The organism is Saccharopolyspora endophytica (genome assembly GCF_018070075.1).
GTDB classification, from domain to species: domain Bacteria; phylum Actinomycetota; class Actinomycetes; order Mycobacteriales; family Pseudonocardiaceae; genus Saccharopolyspora; species Saccharopolyspora endophytica.
Window position 1 is genome coordinate 14,970 of record NZ_JAGPXE010000015.1, and the last position, 23,660, is coordinate 38,629.

25 protein-coding genes and 1 pseudogene are annotated in these 23,660 nt (G+C 71.2%); 7 read left to right on the top strand and 19 right to left on the bottom strand.

The genetic code is table 11. From position 1 onward, the window contains the following. Window positions 1–5: 5 nt before the first annotated feature. From KBO27_RS27760 to KBO27_RS27770, 3 genes are read right to left on the bottom strand one after another with little or no spacing between them, the layout of a single operon-like run. On the bottom strand, window positions 6–794 hold the full coding sequence (locus KBO27_RS27760) for an ABC transporter ATP-binding protein (RefSeq protein WP_307870655.1): 789 nt from the start codon (window positions 792–794) through the stop codon (window positions 6–8). After that, entirely contained in the window at window positions 791–1,594 is an 804-nt protein-coding gene (locus tag KBO27_RS27765) for an ABC transporter permease (protein ID WP_210972816.1), read from the bottom strand. The genes KBO27_RS27760 and KBO27_RS27765 overlap by 4 nt, the downstream gene beginning before the upstream one ends. A 14-nt stretch (window positions 1,595–1,608) precedes the next feature. Next, entirely contained in the window at window positions 1,609–2,829 is a 1,221-nt protein-coding gene (locus KBO27_RS27770) for an ROK family transcriptional regulator (RefSeq protein ID WP_210972817.1), read from the bottom strand. 156 nt (window positions 2,830–2,985) lie between these two features. Here KBO27_RS27770 and KBO27_RS27775 point away from each other — a divergent pair, with 156 nt between their 5' ends. Next, window positions 2,986–3,558: a dihydrofolate reductase family protein gene (locus tag KBO27_RS27775; protein WP_210972818.1), complete on the top strand. Its 573-nt coding sequence runs from the start codon at window positions 2,986–2,988 to the stop codon at window positions 3,556–3,558. Between the two features lie 39 nt (window positions 3,559–3,597). On the opposite strand, the gene KBO27_RS27780 is transcribed toward KBO27_RS27775, so the two are convergent. The 4 genes from KBO27_RS27780 to KBO27_RS34720 form a co-directional block, all read right to left on the bottom strand. Continuing rightward, window positions 3,598–5,178, bottom strand: a complete 1,581-nt coding sequence (locus KBO27_RS27780; protein ID WP_503454128.1) for a GMC oxidoreductase — start codon at window positions 5,176–5,178, stop codon at window positions 3,598–3,600. Between the two features lie 85 nt (window positions 5,179–5,263). Beyond that, entirely contained in the window at window positions 5,264–5,821 is a 558-nt protein-coding gene (locus tag KBO27_RS27785) for a TetR/AcrR family transcriptional regulator (RefSeq protein WP_210972819.1), read from the bottom strand. A gap of 84 nt (window positions 5,822–5,905) precedes the next feature. Beyond that, on the bottom strand, window positions 5,906–6,283 hold the full coding sequence (locus tag KBO27_RS27790) for a PH domain-containing protein (RefSeq protein ID WP_210972972.1): 378 nt from the start codon (window positions 6,281–6,283) through the stop codon (window positions 5,906–5,908). A gap of 147 nt (window positions 6,284–6,430) precedes the next feature. Continuing rightward, window positions 6,431–6,910, bottom strand: a complete 480-nt coding sequence (locus tag KBO27_RS34720) for a hypothetical protein (protein ID WP_307870656.1) — start codon at window positions 6,908–6,910, stop codon at window positions 6,431–6,433. A 455-nt stretch (window positions 6,911–7,365) separates the two neighbouring features. Between KBO27_RS34720 and KBO27_RS34000 the strand changes: the two genes are divergently transcribed. Further along, window positions 7,366–8,010, top strand: coding sequence for a hypothetical protein (locus KBO27_RS34000; protein WP_246538229.1), 645 nt, complete (start codon window positions 7,366–7,368; stop codon window positions 8,008–8,010). A 14-nt stretch (window positions 8,011–8,024) separates the two neighbouring features. After that, the gene (locus KBO27_RS34005) at window positions 8,025–8,324 is read left to right on the top strand and encodes a DUF2726 domain-containing protein (RefSeq protein WP_307870657.1); all 300 of its coding nucleotides are present in this window, start codon (window positions 8,025–8,027) and stop codon (window positions 8,322–8,324) included. Window positions 8,325–8,390: 66 nt separating this feature from the next. Here KBO27_RS34005 and KBO27_RS27805 read toward each other — a convergent pair whose 3' ends face one another. From KBO27_RS27805 to KBO27_RS27820, 4 genes and pseudogenes are all read right to left on the bottom strand, one after another. Then, entirely contained in the window at window positions 8,391–9,230 is an 840-nt protein-coding gene (locus tag KBO27_RS27805; protein WP_210972821.1) for a fumarylacetoacetate hydrolase family protein, read from the bottom strand. After that, the gene (gene gcl / locus KBO27_RS27810; protein WP_210972822.1) at window positions 9,227–11,002 is read right to left on the bottom strand and encodes a glyoxylate carboligase; all 1,776 of its coding nucleotides are present in this window, start codon (window positions 11,000–11,002) and stop codon (window positions 9,227–9,229) included. Before gcl ends, KBO27_RS27805 begins: the two co-directional genes overlap by 4 nt. A 24-nt stretch (window positions 11,003–11,026) precedes the next feature. Beyond that, window positions 11,027–11,923: pseudogene (locus tag KBO27_RS27815) on the bottom strand (2-hydroxy-3-oxopropionate reductase); the annotation flags it as partial. Window positions 11,924–11,939: 16 nt separating this feature from the next. Next, complete coding sequence (locus tag KBO27_RS27820) at window positions 11,940–12,752, bottom strand: hydroxypyruvate isomerase family protein (RefSeq protein ID WP_210972824.1); 813 nt, start codon at window positions 12,750–12,752, stop codon at window positions 11,940–11,942. Between the two features lie 130 nt (window positions 12,753–12,882). Between KBO27_RS27820 and KBO27_RS27825 the strand changes: the two genes are divergently transcribed. Next, window positions 12,883–13,569, top strand: coding sequence for a RibD family protein (locus tag KBO27_RS27825; RefSeq protein ID WP_210972825.1), 687 nt, complete (start codon window positions 12,883–12,885; stop codon window positions 13,567–13,569). Here the strand turns inward: KBO27_RS27825 and KBO27_RS27830 are convergent. Beyond that, window positions 13,550–14,230 (bottom strand): CDP-alcohol phosphatidyltransferase family protein, encoded by a 681-nt coding sequence (locus KBO27_RS27830; protein WP_210972826.1) that lies wholly within the window; start codon window positions 14,228–14,230, stop codon window positions 13,550–13,552. The two genes, KBO27_RS27825 and KBO27_RS27830, sit on opposite strands and share 20 nt — an antisense overlap. A gap of 27 nt (window positions 14,231–14,257) precedes the next feature. On the opposite strand from KBO27_RS27830, the gene KBO27_RS27835 reads away from it, so the two are divergent. Both KBO27_RS27835 and KBO27_RS27840 read left to right on the top strand, forming a co-directional pair. Continuing rightward, the gene (locus KBO27_RS27835; protein WP_210972827.1) at window positions 14,258–15,229 is read left to right on the top strand and encodes a zinc-dependent alcohol dehydrogenase; all 972 of its coding nucleotides are present in this window, start codon (window positions 14,258–14,260) and stop codon (window positions 15,227–15,229) included. Further along, on the top strand, window positions 15,216–15,905 hold the full coding sequence (locus KBO27_RS27840; RefSeq protein WP_210972828.1) for a creatininase family protein: 690 nt from the start codon (window positions 15,216–15,218) through the stop codon (window positions 15,903–15,905). Before KBO27_RS27835 ends, KBO27_RS27840 begins: the two co-directional genes overlap by 14 nt. On the opposite strand, the gene KBO27_RS27845 is transcribed toward KBO27_RS27840, so the two are convergent. The 4 genes from KBO27_RS27845 to KBO27_RS27860 are packed head-to-tail and all read right to left on the bottom strand — an operon-like array spanning window position 15,831 to window position 18,926. After that, window positions 15,831–16,769 carry a lysylphosphatidylglycerol synthase transmembrane domain-containing protein gene (locus KBO27_RS27845; RefSeq protein ID WP_307870658.1) on the bottom strand — a complete coding sequence of 313 codons (939 nt, stop codon included), beginning with the start codon at window positions 16,767–16,769 and terminating at the stop codon, window positions 15,831–15,833. The two genes, KBO27_RS27840 and KBO27_RS27845, sit on opposite strands and share 75 nt — an antisense overlap. Continuing rightward, on the bottom strand, window positions 16,766–17,539 hold the full coding sequence (locus KBO27_RS27850) for a methyltransferase domain-containing protein (protein WP_210972829.1): 774 nt from the start codon (window positions 17,537–17,539) through the stop codon (window positions 16,766–16,768). The genes KBO27_RS27845 and KBO27_RS27850 overlap by 4 nt, the downstream gene beginning before the upstream one ends. Next, window positions 17,536–18,531 (bottom strand): glycosyltransferase family 4 protein, encoded by a 996-nt coding sequence (locus KBO27_RS27855; protein ID WP_210972830.1) that lies wholly within the window; start codon window positions 18,529–18,531, stop codon window positions 17,536–17,538. The genes KBO27_RS27850 and KBO27_RS27855 overlap by 4 nt, the downstream gene beginning before the upstream one ends. Next, entirely contained in the window at window positions 18,528–18,926 is a 399-nt protein-coding gene (locus KBO27_RS27860; protein ID WP_210972831.1) for a 6-pyruvoyl trahydropterin synthase family protein, read from the bottom strand. The genes KBO27_RS27855 and KBO27_RS27860 overlap by 4 nt, the downstream gene beginning before the upstream one ends. A gap of 82 nt (window positions 18,927–19,008) precedes the next feature. Between KBO27_RS27860 and KBO27_RS27865 the strand changes: the two genes are divergently transcribed. Continuing rightward, window positions 19,009–19,653 (top strand): GTP cyclohydrolase II, encoded by a 645-nt coding sequence (locus KBO27_RS27865; protein ID WP_210972832.1) that lies wholly within the window; start codon window positions 19,009–19,011, stop codon window positions 19,651–19,653. Here the strand turns inward: KBO27_RS27865 and KBO27_RS27870 are convergent, their stop codons facing one another. The 3 genes from KBO27_RS27870 to KBO27_RS27880 all read right to left on the bottom strand — a co-directional run bounded on the left by KBO27_RS27870 (window position 19,654) and on the right by KBO27_RS27880 (window position 23,643). Then, complete coding sequence (locus KBO27_RS27870; RefSeq protein ID WP_210972833.1) at window positions 19,654–21,129, bottom strand: MFS transporter; 1,476 nt, start codon at window positions 21,127–21,129, stop codon at window positions 19,654–19,656. A 137-nt stretch (window positions 21,130–21,266) separates the two neighbouring features. Then, complete coding sequence (locus KBO27_RS27875) at window positions 21,267–22,763, bottom strand: arylsulfotransferase family protein (RefSeq protein WP_210972834.1); 1,497 nt, start codon at window positions 22,761–22,763, stop codon at window positions 21,267–21,269. 223 nt (window positions 22,764–22,986) lie between these two features. After that, window positions 22,987–23,643 (bottom strand): sulfotransferase family protein, encoded by a 657-nt coding sequence (locus tag KBO27_RS27880; RefSeq protein ID WP_210972835.1) that lies wholly within the window; start codon window positions 23,641–23,643, stop codon window positions 22,987–22,989. Window positions 23,644–23,660 lie beyond the last annotated feature (17 nt).

Below are 23,660 nucleotides of genomic sequence, written 5' to 3' on the forward strand. Positions count from 1 at the left end.
TCCTCTCAGTCCCGCGCCGGGAGGGCGCGGTCGTTGTCCTGGTGGTAGACGGAGTTCCAGACCCGGTTGCGCAGCGCGGTGAACTCCGCGCTCAGCCGGACCTCCTCGGTGCGCGGATGGGGCAGGTCGACCTCGACGGCGTCGTAGATGCGGCCCGGCCGGGAAGCCATCACGATCACCCGGTCGGCCAGGTAGACGGCCTCGTCGACGTCGTGGGTGATGAACAGGACCGTTCGCCGCTCCTGGTCCCACGCGCTGAGCAGCTGGTCCTGGAGCTTGACCCTGGTCAGCGCGTCGAGTGCCCCGAAGGGCTCGTCCATCAGCAGGATCGCGGGGTTCACGGCGTAGGCGCGGGCGATGGCGCAGCGCTGGCGCATCCCGCCCGAAAGGGCCTTGGGCAGCACGTCGGCGAAGTAGGTCAGCCCGACGACGTCGATGAAGTGCTCCGCGCGCGCCCGCCGCTCGTCCCGGGGCACGCCCGCGATCTTGAGGCCGAACTCGACGTTGCCGCGCACGGTCAGCCACGGGAACAGCGCGTACTGCTGGAAGATCACCCCGCGGTCCGGCCCGGGGCCGGAGACCGGGACGCCGTCGACGAGGGCGCGTCCCGCGGTCGGTTCCTCCAGCCCGGCGAGGATGTTGAGCAGGGTGCTCTTGCCGCACCCGGAGGGGCCGACGACGGTGACGAACTCGTTGTCGGCGATCTCCAGGGACACGTCGTCGAGCGCGACGAGCCGATGGCGGCCGAGGTCGAAGGACTTGGTGACGCCGTCCAGGGCGATCTTGGGGTTCACCGCTGCTCCTGCCATCCGGTCAGCTTGCGTTCGGCGAGCAGCAGCAGCCGGTCCATGGCCAGGCCCAGGACGCCGATGGTGATCAGGCTGACGAAGATCGTCGGTAGGTCGTAGTACAGCTGGGCGTTCTGCATCCGGAAGCCGAGACCCTCTTGCGCGGCGATGAGTTCGGCCGCGACCACCGTCGCCCACGCCGAGCCGAGGCCGACGCGCATGCCGACGAGGATGAACGGCGCCGACGCCGGCACCACGACGCGGCCGAAGATCGTCGCGTCGCCGGCGCCCAGCACGCGCGCGGCGTTGATCAGCGTCGGGTCGACCGTGACCACTCCCTGCAGCGTCGAGATGACGCAGGCCAGGAACGCGGCCAGGAAGATCACGAAGATCTTCGGGACCTCGCCGATGCCCATCAGCACGATCGCCAGCGGGATGATGGCCAGCGGCGGGATGGTGCGGAAGAACTGCACCCACGGCTCGGCCAGCGCGCGCACCGGCCGGTACCAGCCCATCAGGAAGCCCATCACGACCGCCAGCGCGGTGCCCAGCGCGAACCCGGCCAGCACCCGCCCGAGGCTGGCCGCGGTGTCGTCCAGCAGCGTTCCGTCAGCGGCCATCTCGACCGCCCTGGCCGCGACCTCGGGTGGTGCCGGGATCTTGATGCCCAGCGCCGCCAGCGCCCACCACACCCCGATGCCGAGCAGGATCGAGGCGGCGTTGAGCACCAGCGGTGCGCTGCGCCGGCGCGGCGCGGGCCCCGGATCGGCCTTCGGCGCGGCGTCGCGCTCGCTGAGAACTGCCATGGTGGGGGACTCCTTCAGGCCGGAAGTGCGCGGATCGGCGCCGGTTCCGGGTAGTCGGCGAGCAGGGGTGAGCTGCGGAAGAGCGCGGCCAGCGCGCCGGTGGCGCCGTCGTCGTCGGCGAGCCGCGCGCAGCGGAAGGCCGGTTTCGCGGCGACCCACGGGAACAGCTCGGCGCCGACGGTGTCGCTGGTCTGCTCGACGATCACCGGTGCCAGCCGGGCGATGTCGCCGCCGATCACGACCTCGGCCGGGTTGAACACCATCGCCACCACGCCCACGGCCCGCCCCAGCGCACGCGCCGCGTCGCGCAGCACCTCCTCGACGACGGGATCGGTGGAGCTCGCCAGCTCGTCGAGGGAACCGACGTCGGCGCCGCGCTGCCGGCAGGCCGCCAGCATCGCCGGGACCGAGGCGACCGTCTCCAGGCATCCGTCCTTGCCGCAGCGGCAGCGGCCACCACCCGGCACGACGGTGACGTGGCCGAGTTCGCCCGCCAGACCGGTGGCGCCGGGCACGAGCCGCCCACCGATCACCAACGCTCCCCCGACGCCGTCGGACAGCCGCACGTAGAGCACGTTCTCGGCGCTGGCGTCACCTGCGAGCGCTTCGGCCAGCGCCGCGAGGCGGGTGTTGTTGTCCACCATCACCGGCGCCCCGAAGCGCTCGGCGAAGGAGACGTCGACGTCGTCGCGCGCGGCGGCGAAACCCGGGCCGAACGCGCCTTCCGGGGCGTGCGGGGCCGACGAGCGCGGATGCGGACCGGTGACACCGATGCCGATGCCCTGCAGGGCCCGGAAGTGCACGCCCCGCTCGGCGCCGAGGCGGTCGATGAGCGCGAAGGCGGTCTCGATGCGCTCCGGCCACCCCGTGCTGTCGTCGTAGGTCTGACGCCCCGAGGCCAGCACCTCGTGGGCGGCGTCGGCGATGGCCACGCGCACCCGCCGGTGCCCGAAGTCCACGCCCAGGAACTGCCCGGAGTTGGGGTCCAGCGCGAGCCGCTCGGCGGGCCGGCCGCTGCCCGCGCGCGACGCCGCATCGGTGTCGACCACGACGACGGCGCCGTGTCGCAGCAGGTCACGGGTGATCTCCGAGATGGTGGTGCGTGACAGGCCCACCGCCCTGGCGATCTCACCGCGGCTCAGCGCGCCCCGCTCGCGGAGCGCGCGCAGCACCCGCTCCTGGTGGGTGTGCCGCACCAGCGCGTGCGCCTCGCCTGGCAATCGCATGTCGGACATGCTCGAACGCCTCCATTTTTCCGGCAAGGGTCCGACAGAATTGTTCTGCGGAGTGGAACTCCCTCCGCTGAGCTGCACGAGCGCCCCGACCGATGAGTTTTCGCCCGGCCGGGAGTCCACACGGGCAGACATTCGAGATCAAGGAGAGTTCTTCAGATGCGCACCCTCATCAGCTCGGCTTTCGTCTCGCTCGACGGCGTCGTGGAGGCGCCCGGTGGCGAGCCCGGGTACCGCAACTCGGGTTGGACCTTCAAGCACGTCGAGTTCCTGCCGGAGGCGTTCGAGATCAAGGGCCGGGAGCAGCAGGAGGCCACCGCGATGCTGCTGGGCCGGGTCAGCTACGAGGCGTTCAGCCCGGTCTGGCCGTCGATGGAGGACTTCGCCGAGTACAAGGACATGCCCAAGTACGTGGTGTCCACCTCGCTCACCGACGACGCGCTGGTCGGCGACTGGGGACCGACGACGATCCTGCGCTCGGTGGACGAGGTCGCCGCGCTCAAGGAGACCGAGGGCGGGCCGATCATCATGCACGGCAGCGCGGCCCTCAACCGCGCGCTCTCCGACGTCGGGCTCATCGACCGCTACCACCTGCTGGTCTTCCCGCTCCTGCTCGGCGCGGGCAAGCGCCTGTTCAGCAGCTCCGACAAGGACGCCCAGAAACTCCGGCTCGTCGAGCACGAGGTCTACTCCAACGGGATCCAGAAGAACGTCTTCGACGTCGTGCGCTGAGGTCCGGCGGGCTCGGCTCCGGCCGAGCCCACCGGTGCTTCAGCGGGTGCGGACGTCCTCGGCCAGCACGCGGGCGATGTTGCGCTCCGCGAGGGCCGTGATGGTGACGAACGGGTTGACGCCGGTGCTGCCCGGGATGAGCGAGCCGTCGGTGACGTAGAGGTTGCGGTAGCCCTTGACCCGGCCGTAGAGGTCGGTGGCCTCACCCAGGACGAGTCCGCCCAGCGGGTGGTAGGTGAACCGGTTCTCGAAGGCCCTGGTGTCGCCGAACAGGTCGTAGCGGTAGCTGGTGCCGTTGACCGAGTTGATCCGGTCGAACAGCTGCTCGGCCGCGTCGATCGACGGCTGCCCTTGCTCCTCGCGCCACTGCAGGACGGCGCGGTCGGCTCCGGGGTCGTAGCGGAACGAGCCGCGCTCCGGGTTGCGGGTGATCGCCAGGTACAGGCTCGCCCACGTCTCCACACCGGCCGGGACCGGCGCGATCTCGGCGAACACCGGGTTCACCGGGTCCTCCCACGCGTCGATGCCCATCGCCGGCATGCCCGATTCGAGCGGTCCGACGAGGTCGCGCATGTGGTTGGCGCGGCCGAGCATCACGTTGCCGTTGGTGCCCCAGCCCTCGCCGACCGCTTCGCCGAGATTGGGCAGCTTGCCGGTGTCGCGGGCTCGCACCAGCAGTTCGGTCGACCCGAGGCTGCCTGCGCCGAGGAACAGGTAGTCGGTGGTCAGCTGCCGGACGTCGAGCACGTTGCCCAGCTCGTCGATCCGGCGCACCGACAGCGCGTAGCTGCCGTCCTGCTGCTGGGCGATGTCGCGGACCTCGCTCAGCGTCTGGATGGTGACGTTGCCGGTGCCCAGGGCGGCGGCGAGGTAGGTCTGGTCCAGCGAGCGCTTGCCGTGGTTGTTGCCGTAGATGACCTCCGACGCCAGCGCTGAGCGCGGCACCAGGCCGTCCTCCTCGCGCCGCATGTAGTCGAAGTCGTAGACGCTGGGCACGAACGTCGTCTTGTACCCGGCCTTCTCGGCGGCGGCGCGGGACACGCGTGCGAACTGGTAGGAGTCGCAGGTCTCGAACCAGTCCTGGTCGATGTGGTTGGTGCCGAGCATCGAGTTGGCCAGCGGGAAGTACCTGCCGTACATCTCGTCGGCGTCGACCTCGGGCAGGATCTCCTCGAAGTACCAGCGCTTCGGGGTCACCGCCATCGCGCCGTTGACCAGCGATCCGCCGCCGACGCCGCGCCCGACGTAGACCGACATGTCGCCGTAGTTGACGCGGTCGAGCACGCCCGCGTAGGGCTCGATGTCGCGGTTGGCGATGTCCAGCCACAGGAACGAGGCCAGCGGGGCTTCGGTGCGGTTCTTGAACCACATCGCCCGCCGGTCCGGGGCGAGCATGTCGGAGAAGATCTTGCCGTCCTCGGCCGGGGTGTTCCACAACCGGCCCATCTCCAGCATCACGGTGGGCACGCCCGCAGCGCCGAGCCGCAGCGCGGTGACCGCGGCGCCGTACCCGGTTCCGATGACCACCGCCGGGGAGTGCTCGGCGGCCCGGGCGGAGTGTCGTGTCGAGATGGTGGTCAGCCCGAGAGCTGAGGCGGAACCGAGAGCGGCCATGCCCATGAAGCGGCGGCGGGAGGTTGGAGCGCGCACACCGGCCCTTTCTGTCGTTGACGCAGCCTTACAACTGTTGTCAACGATGTAAAGGTCAGGAGGTGACGCCCAATCCCGGGACGAGATGCCGGTGCAGGTAGGCGCGCAGCTTCGAGTCCGAGCGCGATCGCTCGCTCTCGAACTGCACGAGCGACACCAGCCACCGCAGGCAGGTCTCGGCGATCTCCTCCAGCTCGTCCTCCAGCTCCGGCTGGAACTCCAGCAGCGGCAGCAGGAACGAGCGCGACAGCTCCAGGGCGCCCGGGCCGACCGCGTCGCCGTCGAACAGGATCGTGCCACGCTGCGGGAACGCGATCGGCGCCAGAGCGGGGCTGCTGCGGAACTCCGAGCGCGCCGCGACCATGACCTCCACGACGTAGTCGGCGGCCGACGACGCCTCCTCGCGCGCCCGCTCTATCACCCGTGAGATCACCTGGACGGCAGCGGCTTCCAGCGCCTCGGCGGCGAGCTGGTCCAGGGTTCCGAAGTGCGCGTAGATCGTCGGACGGGACAGGCCCGAGAGCCGGGCCACCGAGCTGATCGACAGGCCCTCGTAGCCCGCGGTCGCCATCCGCTGGATCGCGGCGTCGACGATCCTGGTGTGCACATCCATCGGGGCAGTATGCCGGTGAGGAGAGGTGTCAGGTTCCGCCACCCGCACCGCGACGCACGACGAGTCCAGGAACGGATTCCGAGCTCAGCGGGCGACGAACGTGCTGAGCAGGGCCTGCACCTCGTAGACGTCGACGCCCTTGCCGAACTGCTGCGACACCGGCTCGGCGGTGCTGGAGATCCAGATCTTGAGCTCGGCGTCGAGGTCGAAAGTGCCTGCGGTCTCGACGGAGAAGTGGGTGATGCTGCGGTACGGGATCGAGTGGTACTCGGTCTTCCGGCCGGTCACGCCCTGCTTGTCGACGAGGATCAGGCGCCGATCGGTGAAGATCAGCGAGTCCCGGATCAGCTGGTAGGCGGCGTGGATCTGCTCGTCCTGCGCCAGCAGCCGCCCGTACTCCTTCGCCGCCGCCCGGGGGTCGATCCCCGAGGCGTTGCCCATCATCCCGCCGAACAGACCCATGCCCCGCTCCTCACCGACGATCACTTCCGCCACCACCGTACCGAAACTCCGCGGGGGGCCGGATCGAGTCGCGGGCGAGCATGAGAACGCCGGCCGGTCCGCGGATGTCCGCGGGCCGGCCGGCGCCGTCGAGAGGTTCGAGAGCCCCTAGCCGGTGACCGCCACGTGGCCTTCGGTCACCTCGGGCGCCGGGGCCGTGGGCAGCTCTTCGGCGACGTCCTCGACCTCGTCGGAGTCCGACGGCGGCTGGTGCGCCGGGGGCTTCTCGTGGTCGGGCTTCTCCGGGTGGTCGGGCTTCTCCGGGTGGTCCGGCTTCTCCGGGTGCTCGGGCTTCTCCGGCTTCTCCGGGTGGTCCGGGTGGTCCGGGTGGTCCGGCTTCTGCGGGTGGTCGACGATCGGCGCGTTCACGCACTCGACGTCCTGCGGCGAGCCGATCGGCGCCACCGCGCCCAGCACCGCGACGTTGTTGCCGCAGAGCTGAACCGGCAGCACGCTGAGGTTGTTGTCGTTGCCGATGTTGACGCCGTCGTTGTCGGTGCTGTCGGCGGACGCCGGCGCTCCGATCAGCATTCCAGCGCCCATGGCGAGAACCGCTGTCCAGTAGGCCGTTTCACGGAAGGTGCGCACCGCTACCCCACTTTCTCCAGTGGACAACGCGCGAAAAAGGGTCACGTCTCCACGAAAGGTCTGAGATCAATTGCGGAGCGAACGCTAGACCCACCCCGAGATCACCGCCACGCGAGCGAATCGCCCTCTGAGACCTGGACATTTCCCCTGACCTGCGACGATGCGGAAAAAGGGGATCAAAACACGCGGCAAACCATCCACTTGATCACCCGTTGGAGCTTCGTTGATCACCCGGACGAGCGATGAAGATCGGTCCTGAAAGCACGGTCCGCGCCAACACCGTCACTCACCCAGCTGGCGCGGCCGAAGCGGAACGCTCACGGGCTCCGGGACGTTCGGCGCGCTCGCCGTCAGCACCCCACTTGGCCCGGTCGGGGGATCTTGGGCCATTCGCCTCCCGGGCCGCTCTCGCTTTCCTAGCACCGCCTCTCGCCAGCGACAGACCTGGGGGAAGCGTGATCGATCCGCGCCGCGAAGCGGTCCTGATCCTCAACCGGCACGGGCGGTTCGAGGACAGGACCGCCGAGGTCACCGCGTACCGGACCGGCGAGGACCGGACCACCGTCACCTTCAGAGGGGGCAAGAGCTACCCCTACGGCGCCGACAAGGTCCGGGTCCTGCGCGACCCCTCGGCCACCGCGCTCGACGCGGACGCGCGGGTCGAGGTCGACGGGGTCGTGTGGAGCAGCGCCCGCGAGATCCTGACCTTCCGCTCCTCCGGAAGCCCGGCGTGGTGCCGGGTGCGCTACTCGGTGCGGGGAGCGGACCGGTACCGCGACTACCCGGCCGAGCGGGTGAAGGTCGTGACCAACGCCGCCCGATCCGCGGGCGCGGCGCGGATCCTGGACTACTGGCGCGAGATCATCTCCCGGCTGCCCACGAGCCGCCACATCAAGGACCTCGTCGGCCACATCCGGTACCAGAACCCCGACGACGAGGTCGTCGACAGCTCCGTGATCTCGGTGTTCGACCTGCTCTACAGCCGCTACTCGCACCGGTTGAGGGCCTTGGCCGATCGGATCCGCCCGGTCACCGGTCCGGGGACATCGCGTGGACCGCGCTGCACGACGTCCTGGCCGAGGAGCTCTACTCGCACCTGACCGTCGTCACGCAGGTGCTGCTCAAGAACCTGTTCCCCGACACCGCTGACCTCACCGACCGGCAGCGCAGGTACGTCCAGCGCCGGGCGTCGGTCGACTTCGTCCTCTACAACCGCGTGACGAACGAACCGGTCCTCGCCGTCGAGGTCGACGGCTTCGCGTTCCACGAGAACGAGCCCGCGCAACGGGAGCGGGACGAGACCGAGGACCAGATCTTCCGCACCCGCCGGCTGCCGCTGCTGCGGCTGCCCACGACCGGCAGCGGCGAGCCGGACCGGATTCGCGCGGCGCTGGACGCGGCCGAACCCGGCTGAGCCGCTGGGTGCTCCCGAGGCGGGAGGATCGCGCCCGGCAGTGCGCTCGCCTCCCGCCTCGGGCCCCTATCCCCGCACCGTGGTGCGCTGGCGCCCGAGGTGCTGGACCTCGATGTCGACCACGTCGCTGGGACGGAGGTACGGGCGCGGCTCCGGGTGCAGAGCCGCGACTCCGGCCGGGGTTCCGGTCAGGACCAGGTCCCCCGGGTGCAGCGTCATCAGGCCGCTGAGGTGCGAGAGCAGCTCGGCGACTCCGAAGACCATGTCGGCCGTGCTGCCCCGCTGACGATCGGTCCCGTTCACCCGCAGGTCCAGGCGCAGGGCCTGCGGGTCGGGGATCTCGTCGGCGGTGACCAGCCACGGGCCCAGCGGGCTGAAGGTGTCGTGGCACTTGCCGCGCACCCACGTCGGCCCGCTCGTGAGGTGCGCCCGCTCGGTGACGTCGTTGGCGGCGACGTAGCCGGCCACCGAGCGCAGCGCTTCCGCCGGGTCCGGGCAGGAGCGCAGCCGGGTGCCGATCACGACGCCCAGCTCCACCTCCCAGTCGGTGTGCGCGCTGCCGGGCGGCAGCACGATCTCGTCGTTCGGACCGGTGATCCCGCTGCTGGGCTTGAGGAACACGATCGGTTCCGCCGGGGGTTCGGCACCCGCGGCCGCGGCGTGGCAGCGGTAGTTCAGGCCGATGCCCACGACCTTGCCCGGTGGCGCGATCGGCGGACCGAAGCGCGTCGCGGGCAGCTCCGGGAGCGCCTCGCGACCGGCGTCGATGGCCGCGAGGCGTTCGGGATCGGCGAGCAGGTCCCCGTCGATGTCGTGGGCGAACCCGGACACGTCGCGGACCAGGCCCGCAGCGTCCAACACCCCCGGCCGCTCGGCGCCGGGTTCGCCCACCCTGACCAGTCTCACGACCGGCCCGCTACCGCGGTCGGAGCGTCGGCGCCGGACTCGGCCAGCTCCTCGAACTCGTTGACCGCGTCGATCTCGGTGCCCATCGACACGTTGGTGACCCGCTCGACGACGACCTCCACCACCACCGGGACCCGGTGCTCGGCGACGAGCTTCTTGGCCTGCTCCAGCGCGTCGAAGATGCCCTCGGACTCGAACACCCGCAGCGCCTTGCAGCCCAGCCCTTCGACGACCTTGACGTGGTCGACGCCGTAGCCGGCGAGCTCCGGCGCGTTGATGTTGTCGAAGGACAGCTGCACGCAGTAGTCCATGTCGAAGCCGCGCTGCGCCTGCCGGATCAGCCCGAGGTAGGCGTTGTTGATCAGCACGTGCACGAACGGGATGTTGAACTGCGCGCCGACCGCCAGCTCCTCCACCAGGAACTGGAAGTCGTAGTCGCCGGAGACCGCGACCACTGTGGACTCCGGGTCGGCGGTGGCCACTCCGAGGGCGGCGGGCACCGTCCAGCCCAGCGGACCGGCCTGGCCCGCGTTGATCCAGTGCCGCGGCCGGTAGACGTGCAGCATCTGCGCGGCCTGGATCTGCGAGAGCCCGATCGTGGAGACGTAGCGGGTGTCGGGTCCGAACGCGCGGTTCATCTCCTGGTACACCCGTTGCGGTTTGATCGGCGCCGCGTCGAAGTCGGTCTTGCGCAGCAGCTCGGCCTTGCGCTCCTGGCACTCCCGGCTCCACCCGCCGCGATCGGCGAGCCTGCCCTGCTGCCGCCACTCGCGCGCGACCTCGACGAAGACCTCCAGCGCGGCCCGGGCGTCGGACACGATGCCGTAGTCCGGCGCGAAGACCCGGCCGATCTGGGTGGGTTCGACGTCGACGTGGACGAACGTCCGGCCCTCGCGGTAGGTGTCGAGACCTCCGGTGTGCCGGTTGGCCCAGCGGTTGCCGATGCCGAGCACGAAGTCCGACGCGAGCATCGTCGCGTTGCCGTAGCGGTGCGCGGTCTGCAAGCCGACCATGCCGGCCGCCAGCGGGTGGTCGTCGGGGATCGCGCCCCAGCCCATCAGCGTGGGCACGACCGGAACGCCCAGCGTTTCGGCGAACTCCACCAGCAGGTCCGAGGCGTCGGCGTTGATGACGCCGCCCCCGGCGACGATCAGCGGCCGCTCCGCGGCGTTGAGCATCTCCAGCGCGTGCTCGACCTGCGCGCGGGTCGCAGCCGGTGTGGCGACCGGCAGCGGCTCGTAGGTGTCGATGTCGAACTCGATCTCCGCCAGCTGCACGTCCAGCGGCAGGTCCAGGAGCACCGGACCCGGCCGGCCCGACCGCATCAGCTGGAACGCCTTCTGGAACGCGCCCGGGACCTGGGCCGGTTCCAGCACGGTCACCGCCCACTTGGTGACGGGCTGGGCCACCGACTGGATGTCGACCGCCTGGAAGTCCTCCTTGTGCAGCTTGGCGACCGGGGCCTGGCCGGTGATGGCCAGGATCGGGATCGAGTCGGCCGAAGCGGAGTACAGCCCGGTGATCATGTCGGTGCCCGCCGGCCCCGAGGTGCCGACGCAGACGCCGATGTTGCCCGCTTCGGTCCGCGTGTAGCCCTCGGCCATGTGCGAGGCGGCCTCGACGTGGCGGGCGAGCACGTGGCGGATGCCGCCGTGCTTCTTCATGGCGCTGTAGAACGGGTTGATCGCGGCGCCGGGCAGCCCGAAGGTCTGCGTGGCGCCCTCCTTCTCCAGGATGAGGGCGGCGGCGTCGACGGTGCGCATGCGCGTCATGTTCGTCCTCGTTTCGGCTGGTGGTCAGGTGTCGCTGAGACCGGAGAGTCGTTCGACGCCGCGCAGCAGCGCGGAGTGGTCGAGCCCGCCGTCACCGTTGGCGCGAGCGGAGGCCATCAGCTGCGCGAGCAGCGAGCCCAGCGGCACGACCGCACCGGACTCGCGGGCGGCGGCGGTGACGATGCCCAGGTCCTTGTGGTGCAGGTCGATGCGGAAACCGGGGGCGAAGCTGCGGTCGAGCATGTTGCGCCGCTTCTGCTCCAGCACCGCCGACCCGGCGAGCCCGCCGCCGAGGACCTCCAGCGCGGCTTCGGTGTCCACGCCGTAGGACTCGACGAGCACCACGGCTTCCGCCAGCGCCTGGATGTTCGAGGCCACGATCAGCTGGTTGGCGGCCTTGACGGTCTGACCCGCACCGCTCGGCCCGACGTGCACGACGGTCTTGCCGACGTGGTCGAAGACCTCCGCCGCGGCGGCGAAGTCCGCCTCGGAGCCACCGACCATGATGGACAGCGCCGCGTTCTTCGCACCGGCCTCGCCACCGGAGACCGGGGCGTCGAGCAGCCGGAACCCCTTCTCGGCGGCCGTGCCGGCGAGCTCGATGGTGACGTCGGGGCGGATGCTGGAGAAGTCGATGATCAGCGCGTCGGGCTTGGCGTTGGCGAAGACCCCGCCCTCACCGGTGAGCACGTCGCGCACGTCGGGGCTGTCGGGGACCATCACGCAGACGATCTCGGCGCCCGCGACGGCCTCGGCGATCGAGGCGGCGGAGCTCCCGCCCGCCGCCTTGAGCGGGCCGTACTTGTCGGGAGTGAGGTTGTAACCGGTCACGTCGTGGCCGGCGTTGGCGAGGTGCACGGCCATGGGGCTGCCCATGACGCCCAGGCCGATGAACGCGATCGAGCTCATTGCTTGTTTCCTCCTCGGATCTCTTGGTTCAGCTGCGGCGTTCGCGCGGGAGCCAGTCGAAGGGGCCCGCCTGGCCGCTGGCCTTGTACTCCAGGCCGACCCAGCCGCGGTAACCGCCGCGTTCGAGCGCGGCGAGCTGCCGCTCCAGCGGCAGCGAGCCCGTGCCGGGTTCGTTGCGGCCCGGGTTGTCGGCGATCTGCACGTGCGCGATGCGCCCGATGTGGTCGGCGATGACCTGGTCGCCGTCGTCGCCGTTGACCGCCAGGTGGTAGAGGTCGGCGAGCAGCCCGAGGTTGGTAGCCCCGGCCTCGGCCTCCACCCGGTCGATGACCGCCAGCGCGTCGGCTGCGGTGCGCAGCGGGTAGGGCTGGGGGCCGCTGACCGGCTCGACCAGCACCGTTCCGCCGATGCGGGCGGCGGACTTCGCGGCGAGCGCTAGGTTCTCCACGGCCAGGGCGTCCTGCTCCTCGGCGGAGGCGTCGTCGACGCGGTTGCCGTAGAGGGCGTTGAAGGCGGTGCAGCCCAGGCGTTCGCCGATCTCAACGGTGACGTCGACGTTGTCGCGGAACTCCTGGCTGCGCGCGGGCCACGAGACGAGCCCGCGGTCGCCGCCGGGCATGTTCCCGGCGAAGAAGTTGAGCCCCACCAGCCGCACTCCCGCGTCCTCGACGGCGCGGACGAAGGCGTCGACGTCGCGCTGCGCGGGCACCGCGGTGTCGAACGGCCACCAGAACTCGACGGCGTCGAAGCCGGCGTCCTTCGCGGCGGCCGGTCGCTCCAGCAGCGGCAGGTCGGTGAGCAGGATCGAGCAGTTGACCTCGTAGGGCAGTGCGTGACTCATCGCGACCGTCCTAATTCCGTATCGTGGATCTTTGTTTCCGTTCCACAGAATAGTGGCGGCCATCACCGGACCTTGTCAACACTTTGTTTAAGCGAGCCGGGTTCGATCACGACTGGGTACGGTGGCGGACGTGTCGCGCCCGTACGTTCTGCTCAGCGTCGCCGTCAGCGCGGACGGCTTCATCGACGACGTCGGCCCGCAGCGGTTCCCGCTGTCCAACGCGGACGACTTCGACCACGTCGACCAGGTGCGCGCCGAGTCCGACGCGATCCTGCTGGGCGCGGGCACCGTGCGCCGGGACGACCCGCGACTGCTGGTCCGCAGCACCGGCCGGTGCGCCGAGCGGACCGCGCGCGGCCTGCCGGAGCACCCGCTGAAGGTCGTCGTGTCCGGCAGCGGCGACCTCGACCCGGCCCTGCGGCTGTGGCAGCGCGGCGGCGGCAAGCTCGTCTACACCACCGACGACGGCGCGCGGGCAGCGCGCGACCGCGTGGGCGATCTGGCCGAAATCGCTTCACTGGGAAGGGAAATCGACTTCGCCGCGCTCGTGGACGACCTCGCCCGGCGGGGCGTCGAACGGCTCATGGTCGAGGGCGGGACCTGCATCCACACCGAGTTCCTCAAAGCCGGTCTGGCGGACGAGATCCGGATGGCGATCGCGCCGATGCTCATCGGGCAGGCGGGCGCGCCGAGGTTCCTCAAACCGGACGACTTCCCCGGCGGTCCGGCACGCCGCTTCCACCTCGAAGACGTGACCCGGCTCGGCGATGTCGCCGTGCTGCGCTACTTCCCGAAGATCACGTCCGAGAACGGCTGAGCCACAGCACGTCTCGCCCGAACGACCACACCAGAGCCAGCAGCGCGCAGGCCACCAGCGCCCCCGCGTGCGGCACGATCCCCGACGACGCCACGACGAGCACGATCCCCTGCACCGCGGCCACGGTCTTGCGGGCGAAGCTCGGCGGCAGCTCCCCGCGAAGCCGCGGCAGCACCCACGACGCGGCCACGAACACGTAGCGCATCACCCCGATCGACAGCACCCACACCCCGAACGCGACGGCGACGTGCGCGCTGAGCACCAGGATGAGGAACGCGTCGACCTCCATGTCCAGCCGCGCCCCGAACACCGAGACGGTGCCGGTGCGCCGGGCCAGCCGACCGTCGAGGAAATCGCTGATCAGCGCGAGGACGCCGAGAGCGACGATGATCGCGGGCCCCGCCCCGTCGACCACCAGCGCTGCGATCACCGCGGTCAGCGCGGCCCGCACGAGCGTGATGCGGTCGGCGTGCCCGAGCGAGGTCCGGTCGTGCCGGCGCATCGAGCGGCGCAGCAGCACCAGGGTGACGATCGCGCAGCCGATCCCCGCGCCCCAACCGGCCGGTCCCAGACCGGCGGTCGCGGCGACCGCGCCGAGCGCGCACACCTGGACGGCCGCCCACGTCAGGTGCTCGGCTGTGTTGCGGTGGAGTTCGATCATCGCCACTCTGGTTCTCGGAGGTCGTCCATGGCAGAGGCCACGCGAGCATTGTGGGTCACCGCGGAGGGCGTGTGCGAGATCCGGCGCGCCGCGCTGCCGGAGCGTTCGCCGGATCAGGTGCAGGTGCGCACCCTGCACTCGGCGATCAGCCGGGGCACCGAAGGCCTCGTGCTGCGCGGGCGAATCCCCGAGTCCCAGCACCAGCGGATGCGGGCGCCGTTCCAGGAGGGCGAGTTCCCGTGGCCGGTCAAGTACGGCTACCTCAACGTCGGCGTGGTCGAACGCGGGCCCGCCGAGCTGGAGGGCCGCACCGTGTTCTGCCTGTACCCGCACCAGACCCGCTACGTGGTGCCCGCCGACGCGGTCACCGTCGTGCCCCCGCAGGTCCCGCCCGAGCGAGCCGTGCTCGCCGGAACGGTGGAGACCGCGGTCAACGCGGCGTGGGACGCGGCCCCGCTGGTCGGTGACCGGATCGCGGTCGTCGGTGGTGGCATGGTCGGGTGCGCCGTGGCCGCGATCCTCGCCCGCGTCCCCGGTGTCCGGGCGCAGCTGGTCGACGTCGACCCGGCCCGCGAGACGACCGCGCGCGCCCTCGGCGTCGACTTCGCCACCCCCGAGCGCGCCCGCGAGGAGTGCGATCTCGTCGTGCACGCCAGCGGCCACCGGCAGGGCCTGGTGCGCGCGCTGGAACTGCTCGCGCCGGAGGGGCGGGTCGTCGAGCTGAGCTGGTACGGGGACGCGGAGGTGGGCCTGCCGCTGGGCGAGTTCTTCCACTCCCGGCGGCTCACGATCCGCAGCAGCCAGGTCGGCGTGGTCGCGCATCCGCGTCGCGGTCACGCCGAGCGGATGTCGTTGGCGCTGGACCTGCTCGCCGACCCGGCCTTCGACGCCCTGATCACCGGTACGAGCCCGTTCGACGACCTGCCCGAACTGCTCTCGGGCGAGCTTCCGGCGCTGTGCCACCGGATTGACTACCGTGCGGGTCATGCTCGTCCGTGACACGACCGACGACGTGCGCGACCGGCGAGCCGAGGTCGCGGTGCTGCCGATCGGCAGCCTCGAACAGCACGGCTCGCACCTGCCGCTGGTGACCGACACCGTCATCGCCTGCACCATCGCCCGGGAGGTCGCCGCCGCCCACCCCGTGCAGCTGCTGTCGCCGGTGACGATCTCGTGCTCGCAGGAGCACGCCGCCTGGCCGGGAACCGTGAGCATCTCCGCGCGCACCCTGCACCTGGTGGTCACCGACGTGTTCGAGTCGCTGCGCCGCTCCGGCGTGCCGAAGCTGGTGCTGGTCAACGGCCACGGCGGGAACTACGTGCTGTCCAACGTCGTCCAGGAGGCCGGCGGGGACATGGCGCTGTTCCCGGCGGCGCGCGACTGGGACGAGGCGAGGGAGGCCGCCGGCGTCGAGACACCGGCGCGCAGCGACATGCACGCCGGCGAGGTGGAGACCTCGATCCTGCTGCACGCCCACCCCGATCTGGTCCGCCCCGGTTACGAGACCGGTGATCACCTCGCCGACGACCGCAGGCACCTGCTCACGACCGGGCTGCCGCGCTACTCGGGGTCGGGCGTCATCGGCAGTCCGTCGCGGGCCTCAGCTCGCAAGGGCCGAGACCTGCTCGCCGGGCTCGTGGCGGCGTTCGGCGGCCACCTGGCGGCGCTCGACTGAACGGCTGACCAGCACGAACACGCCCGGCAGCGCGGCGATCACCGCCAGCACCCCGTAGGCCACCGAGGTCGCCAAGCCCTGCGCCGGGTCCCACCCGGTGGCGGCGAAGGCGACCGCCAGGAACGCCTCCCTCGGTCCCCAGCCGCCGACGTTGATCGGCAGCGCCATCACCAGCAGCGCGAGCACCAGCAGCGGCAGCAGGGTCGCGACCGGGACGTCCGCGCCGGCGACCCGCGCGGCGACCAGGAACAGCACCAGGTGCCCGGCGACGGTCGCGACCGAGGAGACCGCCACGGGCGTCAGGGCCCGCCGGGTCAGCACCCCGCGACGCGCGTCGCGCCAGAACGTCACCGCCGCGCGGCGCACCGCCGGGACGAGCAGGCTCAGCCCCGCCACCACCGCCGCGACGACCAGCCCCGGAGCGAGTGCGAACGGCAGCGCCGGGCCGGTCAGCAGCACGACGGCCGCAACGGTGATGAGCGCGATCTGCCCGGCGAAGCGTTCGAGCACGACGGCGCGAACACCACCGCCGAGGTCTCCGGAGCGATTCCCGTGGCTGACCGCGCGGTGCACGTCGCCCAGCACCCCGGCGGGCAGCACGGCGTTGAGCAGCAGCGCGCGGTAGTAGTCGGCGACCGCCGCGCGCAGCGGGAGACGCAGTCCGAGACCGCGCGCGACCACGCACCACCGCCACGCGCTGCACACCGTGGTCGCCAACCCGATGCCCAGCGCCGCGAGCGCGGTCGTGACGTCGAGGGCGCGCAGCCCGTCGAGGAAGGCGTCCGTGCCCAGCCGCCACGCCAGCAGCGCGAGGATCCCGGCCGCGACGAGCACGCGCAGCCAGGGCCACAGCCGGCGGATCACGCCCGGTCCCCCGGTATCGCGAGCAGGTCGGCGTGGTGGACCAGGACCCGCAGGTCACCGGATCGCCGCCGCAGGTAACCGGGTGCCGCTGCGGCCAGCTCGGGTTCCTGCTCGCAGGCCGCACCGACCCAGCCGCGCAGCCACTCCTCGGTCAGCGGTCCCGGGCCGAGCAGCCAGGGGCTCGGGCGCGTCAGCACCCGCGCGCCGAGGTCCTCGAACGCCGCGACGGCGGTGGGCACCGCGTCGGGTCCGAGCAGGTGGCGGCGTTGGTGCTGGTTGAACGCCGCTTGGAACCGCTCGTCGAGCGGCTCCGGCGGTTCGAGCTCGACGTGCCCGACGACGGTGAGGGTCAGCAGGGCGGGGCAGCGGGCCTCGACGCAGGCGGCGGCCAGCGAGCGGACTTCGGTCCCGGTGAGCACGTCGAGCAGCGCGGAGGCGGTGACCAGCGACGTTCCGGCCAGGTCCGTCGCGCGCAGTCCGGCGATCTCGGCTCGCCGGGTTTCGACGGTGACGCCCTCGGTCGCCAAGGCGGCTTCGGCGAGCGCGAGCAGCCGCGGATCGCGGTCGTGCAGGACCCAGTGCTGGGGGCGGTCGAGCCGGCCGGCCAGCCACCGGCCCATCGAACCGGTGCCGCACCCCAGGTCGTGGATGACCAGCTCGGAGTCCGGCAGCGACTCGCGGAGCGGTCCCAGCAGGTCCGCCGCGCGGGCCTCGGCATCAGCGCGTTCGCGGAGCGCCAGCCACTCCGGGGCGAAACCGGCGGCGGTCATGCCTCCAGGCTAGTCAGCGCGGCGGCCAGCTGTCGCGCTGTCGAATCCCAGGTCGGCAGCTGATCGCGGCGGCGCAGCGCCGACTCGCGGAGCCGGGACCGGAAGTCCGGGTCGTCGGACCAGCGCCGCAGCGCGTCGGCGAGGGCCGCGGTGTCCCCGGGCGGCAGGAGCAGGCCCCCGTCGCCGAGCGCGTCCGGGACGGCGCTGGCGATCACCGGGATGCCGCGCGCCAGGGCTTCGGTGACGGCCATGCCGTAGGTCTCGGCGAGGGAGGGCTGCACGAGCAGGTCGGCGGCGGCGTAGGCGTCGGCGAGCTCCGCTCCGTGCAGCGGCCCGCGCCAGCGGACCCCCTCGTGGTGTTCGAGCAACCGCCGCACGCGGTCGGGATCGGGGGCCGGGCCGACGAAGTCACAGGTCAGCGGGAGGCCCGCGAGGGCTTCGACGAGCACGTCGTGGCCCTTGCGCGGTGTCAGCGACGCGACGCACAGCAGTCGTGACACCCCGTCGGTTCCGGGCACGAGCGCTGCGGGTTCGGTCCCCGGAGTTGCGGTGCGCACGCGGTGGAGACCGTGGTGGCGGGCGAGCCGCTGCGCGGCCTGCGGGCTCGTGGCGAGGACGAGGTCGGCGGCGCGCAGGGTCGCGCGCTCGGCGGTGTCCAGCCGCGCCGCGGTCGCCGGGTCGAGCCCGGTTTCCTCGGCCAGCGGCAGGTGCACCAGGACGGCCGTGCGCAGCCGGTCGGCGTGGGTGCCGAGGATTTCGGGAACACCGCAGGCCATGAGCCCGTCGATCAGCACCGCTCCCCCGTCCGGCACTGCTGCGAGCACCTCGGCCAACCGCTCGCGCGCGTCGTCGCCGGGCTGCGGCCAGGTTCCCGCGATCTCCGTTTCGCGCACGTCGAAGCCCAGCGCCGCCAGGCCCGCGGTGGCGTGGCGGTCGTAGACGGTGCCGCCGCTGGGCCGGTCGCCGGCGGTGACGACGAAGTGGAGTCTCACAGCGCGCGCTCGTAGCCGGCCCAGGCCACGTGCGATTCGTGCAGCGCGACGCGCAGGCCGCTGAGCCCGCGCGCGGATTCGCCGAGGGCTCCCTCGTGGACGCGGTCGGCGATGCGATCGGCGATGACCTTCGCCAGGAACTCCGTCGAGGTGTTGACCCCGGCGAACTCCGGTTCCTCGTCGAGGTTGCGGTAGTTCAGCCCGGCCAGCACCTCGCCGAGCTGGTCGGTGGCGCGTCCGATGTCGACGACGATGTTGTCGGCGTCCAGCTCCTCGCGGGTGAACGTCGCGTCCACCACGAACGTCGCGCCGTGCAGGCGTTGCGCGGGACCGAAGACCTCGCCCCGGAAGCTGTGGGCGATCATCACGTGGTCACGAACCGTCACGGTGAACAAGGTGACCTCCGGTGGTCTGCCGGTTACTGTCGAGACTTCGACCGAGCGTAATGACTGCTGGACCAGGTGACGAGAGGACCGGATGCACGAGCGAGCCACCAGGCGCGAGGACACCATCCGTGACGAGGACGTCGCCGAATCGCAGTTGGCGACGCGACGCGCGAACTTCCGCTGCATCGCCTTCCGCGACCCGGTCGACGGGGTCGAGCACCTGGCGCTGGTCCTCGGTTCGGCGAGCGAGGACGTGCTGGTGCGGATCCACTCGGAATGCCTGACCGGCGATGTCTTCAGGGCGCTGCGCTGCGAGTGCGGTGATCAGCTCCGCCTCGCCCTGGACCGGATCGCCGACGAGGGCTCCGGGGTGCTGGTCTACCTGCGCGGGCAGGAGGGGCGCGGGATCGGTCTGGTGGCGAAGGTGCGCACCCAGGTGCTGCAGGACTCGCGGGGACTGGACACCGTGGACTCGGCGACCGCCCTCGGCTATCCCGTCGACACCCGCGACTACGGCCCGGCGGCGAGGCTCCTCCGGCGGCTCGGGGTGCGCTCGGTCCGGCTGCTGTCGAACAACCCGGACAAGGTCGACGCGCTGGAGACCTCCGGCATCGCCGTCGTGCGACGCCTTCCGCTGCTGGCACCGGCCAACGAGCACAACCTCGGCTACCTCACCGCCAAGCGCGACCGGCTCGCCCACGACCTGCCGCACATCGCCGCGCACGTCATGGAGTGATCAGCGCGCCCGCCACGGGCCGCCGCGCGCCAGCGACAGGACGAATCCCGCCAGCGCCGCGAGCCCCGTAGCGGCCGCGGCCACCGCGAAACCGGTGCGCACGGCCGGGTCGTCGGCGTCCGCCGCGTAGGAGGCCACGCCGGAGGAGCCCAGCCAGGTGGTCAGGATCAGCAGCGCGACGGCGGTTCCGGCGGCCTGGGCGCTGTTGAACAGCATCGAGCGGATCCCGTTGGCCACCGCCCGGCGGTCGCTGCTGACACCGGCCATGATCGCGCCGGTGTTGGGGGCGGTGAACAGCCCCGTTCCGCCTCCGATGAGGCCCAGCCACAACGCCATCAGCACCAGCGGCGCACCGGGCGTCGCCAGCTGGCCGGCCAGGCCGGCGGTGCCGAGCACGACCAGCAGCGCGCCGAGGCTGGAGAGGGTGCGCGCCGACCACCGCGAGGACAGCCGTCCGCTCAGCGGCGCGCACAGCATCATCAGCAGCGCCAGCGGCATCACCACGAAGCCGGCCTCCAGCGCCGTGCGGTGCTCGACCATCTGCTGGTGCAGGCCCACCAGGACCACGACTCCGGCGCGGCAGAAGGAGTTGAAGAACGCGGCCCCGTACGCCTGGCCGCGCCCGGGGCGGCGGACCAGCTGGAAGTCCAGCAGCGGAGCCGAGATCCGCAGCTCCACCAGCACGAACGCCGTCAGCAGCGCGATGCCCAGCAGGATCGCCCCCGGCACCCGGAGGTCGGTCGCGCCCCACGGCCCGATGCGGTTGATACCGAACAGCAGCACGGCCAGGCCCGCGCTGGAGAGCACCGCTCCAGCGACGTCGAAGCGCTCCCGCGGTCCGCGTGCGCGCGGGATCTTCGGCAGCAGCTTCGCAGCCAGCACGACGGCGAGGATTCCGATGGGCACGTTGACCAGGAACAGCGCGTGCCAGTCGGCGAAGGTCACCAGCAGCCCGCCCAGCGCCGGGCCGATCATCTGGGCGATCGACGCGGCGGTGATGTTCAGGCTCAGGCCGCGCACGAGGCGGTCCGGCGGGAAGACGTCGGTGAGGATCGCGGTCGTGTTGGTGACGGTGGTGGCCGCCGCGATGCCCTGCAGCACCCGCAGCACGATGAGCGCGGTGGCGTTGGGCGCGAGGGCGCACAGCAGGCTGATCACGGTGAAGCTCACGAGACCGGCGAGGTAGATCGTCCGCCGCCCCAGCATGTCGGAGATGCGGCTGAACACCAGGATCGACGCGGTGTTGCTGAGCATGAACGCCACCAGGAACCAGTCGGCGGTGGCAGCGGGGACCTGGAAGGACGCCGACAGAGCGGGCAGCGCCAGGTTCAGCGAAGTGGCGTTGACCAGCACCAGCATCAACCCGAGCGTGGTCACCCCGAGCGCCCGCCGACACCGACGACGAACCTCCCGCTCGTCCTCCGCCTGTGGAACCGCCGCATCGCGTCCACTCGCGTCCTGTCCGCGCCTGGTCACGATCAGCACTCCTTCGGGTCTAAAGCATCCTAACCCTCCTCCCGATTCATCCTGGTCACGGTCATCTCCTGGTGGCGGTCCCGGTCCGAACCGTCCGCGATCGACGTCCGGTCAGCTCGGACCGGAACCGCCCTCCCTCACGCCACTGCTACTGCTGCGGACCTTCCGAGCACCGCTCCGCTTGCGTCGAGGGCTTCCACCGCTGCGAAGGCGTGGGGGCCCTGGACGTCGATCTTGGTTTCGAAGCCGGCCTTGGGGGCGTCGAGGACCGGGGTGAGGTCCTGCTCGTCCGGGCCCGCGAGGACTCGCCAGCCGGTCACCTCGGTGGCGCCGTTCCAGCTGGCGTAAACGCTGGTCACGCCGTCACCCGGCTTCCCGGCGACCGCCGGGGCATCGGTGGGCTTGCCGACCCACTGGGCGCGGTAGGCGCGGTAGGAGCCCATCGACTCCGCGAAGCGGCCGTGGAACAGCACCTCGTTGTTCGGGCCGAACTCGCTGAAGTACGGCTTGCCGCCCCAGCCCACGAACATGTGCCCGTTGGGCAGCATCTGGGCGTTGCCCTGGTTGGGCGCCAGCAGGCCCTCCGGGCTCTCCGCGCTGCGCAGCAGCGTCGCGGTCTTGGCCGACTCGTCGACGTTGAGCGTCATGCCGCGCGACTTGCCGCGCCCTGCCGCGTCGGCGTTGTCGAACAGGCTGATCGAACCGTCGGCGTGCCGGCGGACGTCGTGCTGCCAGGCGAACGCCGCGTCGTCGCCCATCGTGAAATCGCTCTTGCGCCCGCACAGCCGCCACTTCACGTCGCCGTTGCGGCGGTCGATGCGGTAGACGGCGTGCGTGCAGCGCGCCGAGATCAGCAGCGCGTCGCCGTCCTCGCAGATCGCGTTGAGGTGGATGTAGTCGTGGAACGCCTCCGGGTCCTTGGGGACCGGGTAGAACGACTCGTCCAGGCCGACGTGCTCCAGGCTGTTCCACTCGAAGACCAGCTCACCGGAGGCGATGTCGATCTCCTGCACGACGTTCTCGAGGACCTTCGAGTTCGGCTGCCCGCCAACGGGAGTCGTGTCCACCCGCACCTCGCGGTAGGCGATCAGCAGGGCCGTTCCCTGCGGGGTGATGATGAACTCGTGCAGGTCACCGGTCAGCCCGTTGACCGGGGCGACTTCGGCGATGCGGGTGTAGGTCTCGTCCAGGAGCACGAACTTGCCGTGGCCGAACCCGGGCGGCACCACGACCTTGCCCTCCCAGAACGTCAGAACCGGTTTCCCCTGGTACTGCTGGACCTTCAGGTCGAAGTTCACGCCCTCGGTCGCGGGGCCGAACCAGACGGCCTGCCCGGTGTCGTCCATCAGCATCGAACCCGGCTGGATGGGCGCGCGCGGAGCGGGCGCGTTGACGTCCATCGTGCTCGCACCCGTGGGCGTGAGCAGCACGTGCCCCGGCTCGGTGCCCGCCGCGGGGGTGATGATCTCCATCAGCGGCGGGTGCAGGTCCGGACGGCTGACCAGGTCAGCGCCCAGCACACCGGCGGACGACCGGGGCGCGGCCTGCGCCGTGCCCGATAACGCCGCGGGCACCAGCGGCGCCGCGGCCAGCATCCGCAGCACCGATCTGCGGTCCAACTTGTTGGCGGACATAGGTCTCCTCGACGAGGCTCGAACTGTTCATGTGTGCGGCGAAGCCGCTGTTCCAGGTGTGGGACTCAGCCCGCACCGCCGCGGGTTCGCCAGCGGTTTCGTGGCGAGTACGCCGCGACGCCGTGTATTGGCATACATCAGGAGTGGCGCACGGAGACCACGAAGCCGCTCAGGTTCCGCTACCCGCACCGCAAAGCAAAGCAATATCCTCGAGCAGTTGTGGTCAGGATTCGAATGGTGAGGTGAACTTGCCCTCCCGCTGGGTCTTCTCGACGAGGTCGCGGATCGAGCCGGAGTCGTTGACGTGCGGGAAGGCCTGCCCGGGGACCGGGACGCCGAGGAACTCGCACAGCCGCTCCCAGCCCTCGCCGACCTTGTAGACCAGCAGCCGGTCGGCCGGGACGGCTTCCTGCACGGCGGCGTTGTGGGCCTCGAAGACCTTGATGGCGTGCTCGCGGTCGTCGAAGCGGCCGTCGAAGGTTCCGTTCCAGATCATCCGCTCTATGGTCGGCCGCATCCTGGTGCTGAAGTCGTCGTCGGACGGCGGCTCCTGCACGAACTGGTAGATGGTGTTGAAAACGCTGTCGTACCAGCGCTCCGGGTCGCGCACGGTGAGCAGCACCTTGGCGTCCGGGTAGAAGTCCATGAGCTCGCGCCAGAACGTGCAGCCCGGCCAGTCCACGGTGGACTCGAAGCCGCCGAGCACGGTCTCCCAGTCGTCGACCTCCCCGTCCAGGGCGCGGTCCCAGTCCTTCGCGCGTTCGGGCTGCGCGATGACCTCGAACATGTGGTAGCACGGCGCGAAGCCGAGGTGCTCCAGCGCCGCCTTCATCGACGCGGTTCCGGTCCGGCCGAAACCGGCTCCGATGATCTTGACCATTGTCGCTCCTTCGTCGT

Excerpts from the sequence above, each read along its gene's own strand:
- KBO27_RS27780 (WP_503454128.1), bottom strand. The coding sequence starts at position 5,178 with ATGGGCATGGCCGCTCTCGGTTCCGCCTCAGCTCTCGGGCTGACCACC.
- KBO27_RS27770 (WP_210972817.1), bottom strand. The coding sequence starts at position 2,829 with ATGTCCGACATGCGATTGCCAGGCGAGGCGCACGCGCTGGTGCGGCAC.
- gcl (WP_210972822.1), bottom strand. The coding sequence starts at position 11,002 with ATGACGCGCATGCGCACCGTCGACGCCGCCGCCCTCATCCTGGAGAAG.
- KBO27_RS27820 (WP_210972824.1), bottom strand. The coding sequence starts at position 12,752 with ATGAGTCACGCACTGCCCTACGAGGTCAACTGCTCGATCCTGCTCACC.
- KBO27_RS27880 (WP_210972835.1), bottom strand. The coding sequence starts at position 23,643 with ATGGTCAAGATCATCGGAGCCGGTTTCGGCCGGACCGGAACCGCGTCG.
- KBO27_RS27835 (WP_210972827.1), top strand. The coding sequence starts at position 14,258 with ATGGCAGAGGCCACGCGAGCATTGTGGGTCACCGCGGAGGGCGTGTGC.
- KBO27_RS27775 (WP_210972818.1), top strand. The coding sequence starts at position 2,986 with ATGCGCACCCTCATCAGCTCGGCTTTCGTCTCGCTCGACGGCGTCGTG.
- KBO27_RS27875 (WP_210972834.1), bottom strand. The coding sequence starts at position 22,763 with ATGTCCGCCAACAAGTTGGACCGCAGATCGGTGCTGCGGATGCTGGCC.
- KBO27_RS27790 (WP_210972972.1), bottom strand. The coding sequence starts at position 6,283 with ATGGGTCTGTTCGGCGGGATGATGGGCAACGCCTCGGGGATCGACCCC.
- KBO27_RS27840 (WP_210972828.1), top strand. The coding sequence starts at position 15,216 with ATGCTCGTCCGTGACACGACCGACGACGTGCGCGACCGGCGAGCCGAG.
- KBO27_RS27850 (WP_210972829.1), bottom strand. The coding sequence starts at position 17,539 with ATGACCGCCGCCGGTTTCGCCCCGGAGTGGCTGGCGCTCCGCGAACGC.
- KBO27_RS27865 (WP_210972832.1), top strand. The coding sequence starts at position 19,009 with ATGCACGAGCGAGCCACCAGGCGCGAGGACACCATCCGTGACGAGGAC.
- KBO27_RS27785 (WP_210972819.1), bottom strand. The coding sequence starts at position 5,821 with ATGGATGTGCACACCAGGATCGTCGACGCCGCGATCCAGCGGATGGCG.
- KBO27_RS27765 (WP_210972816.1), bottom strand. The coding sequence starts at position 1,594 with ATGGCAGTTCTCAGCGAGCGCGACGCCGCGCCGAAGGCCGATCCGGGG.
- KBO27_RS27830 (WP_210972826.1), bottom strand. The coding sequence starts at position 14,230 with ATGATCGAACTCCACCGCAACACAGCCGAGCACCTGACGTGGGCGGCC.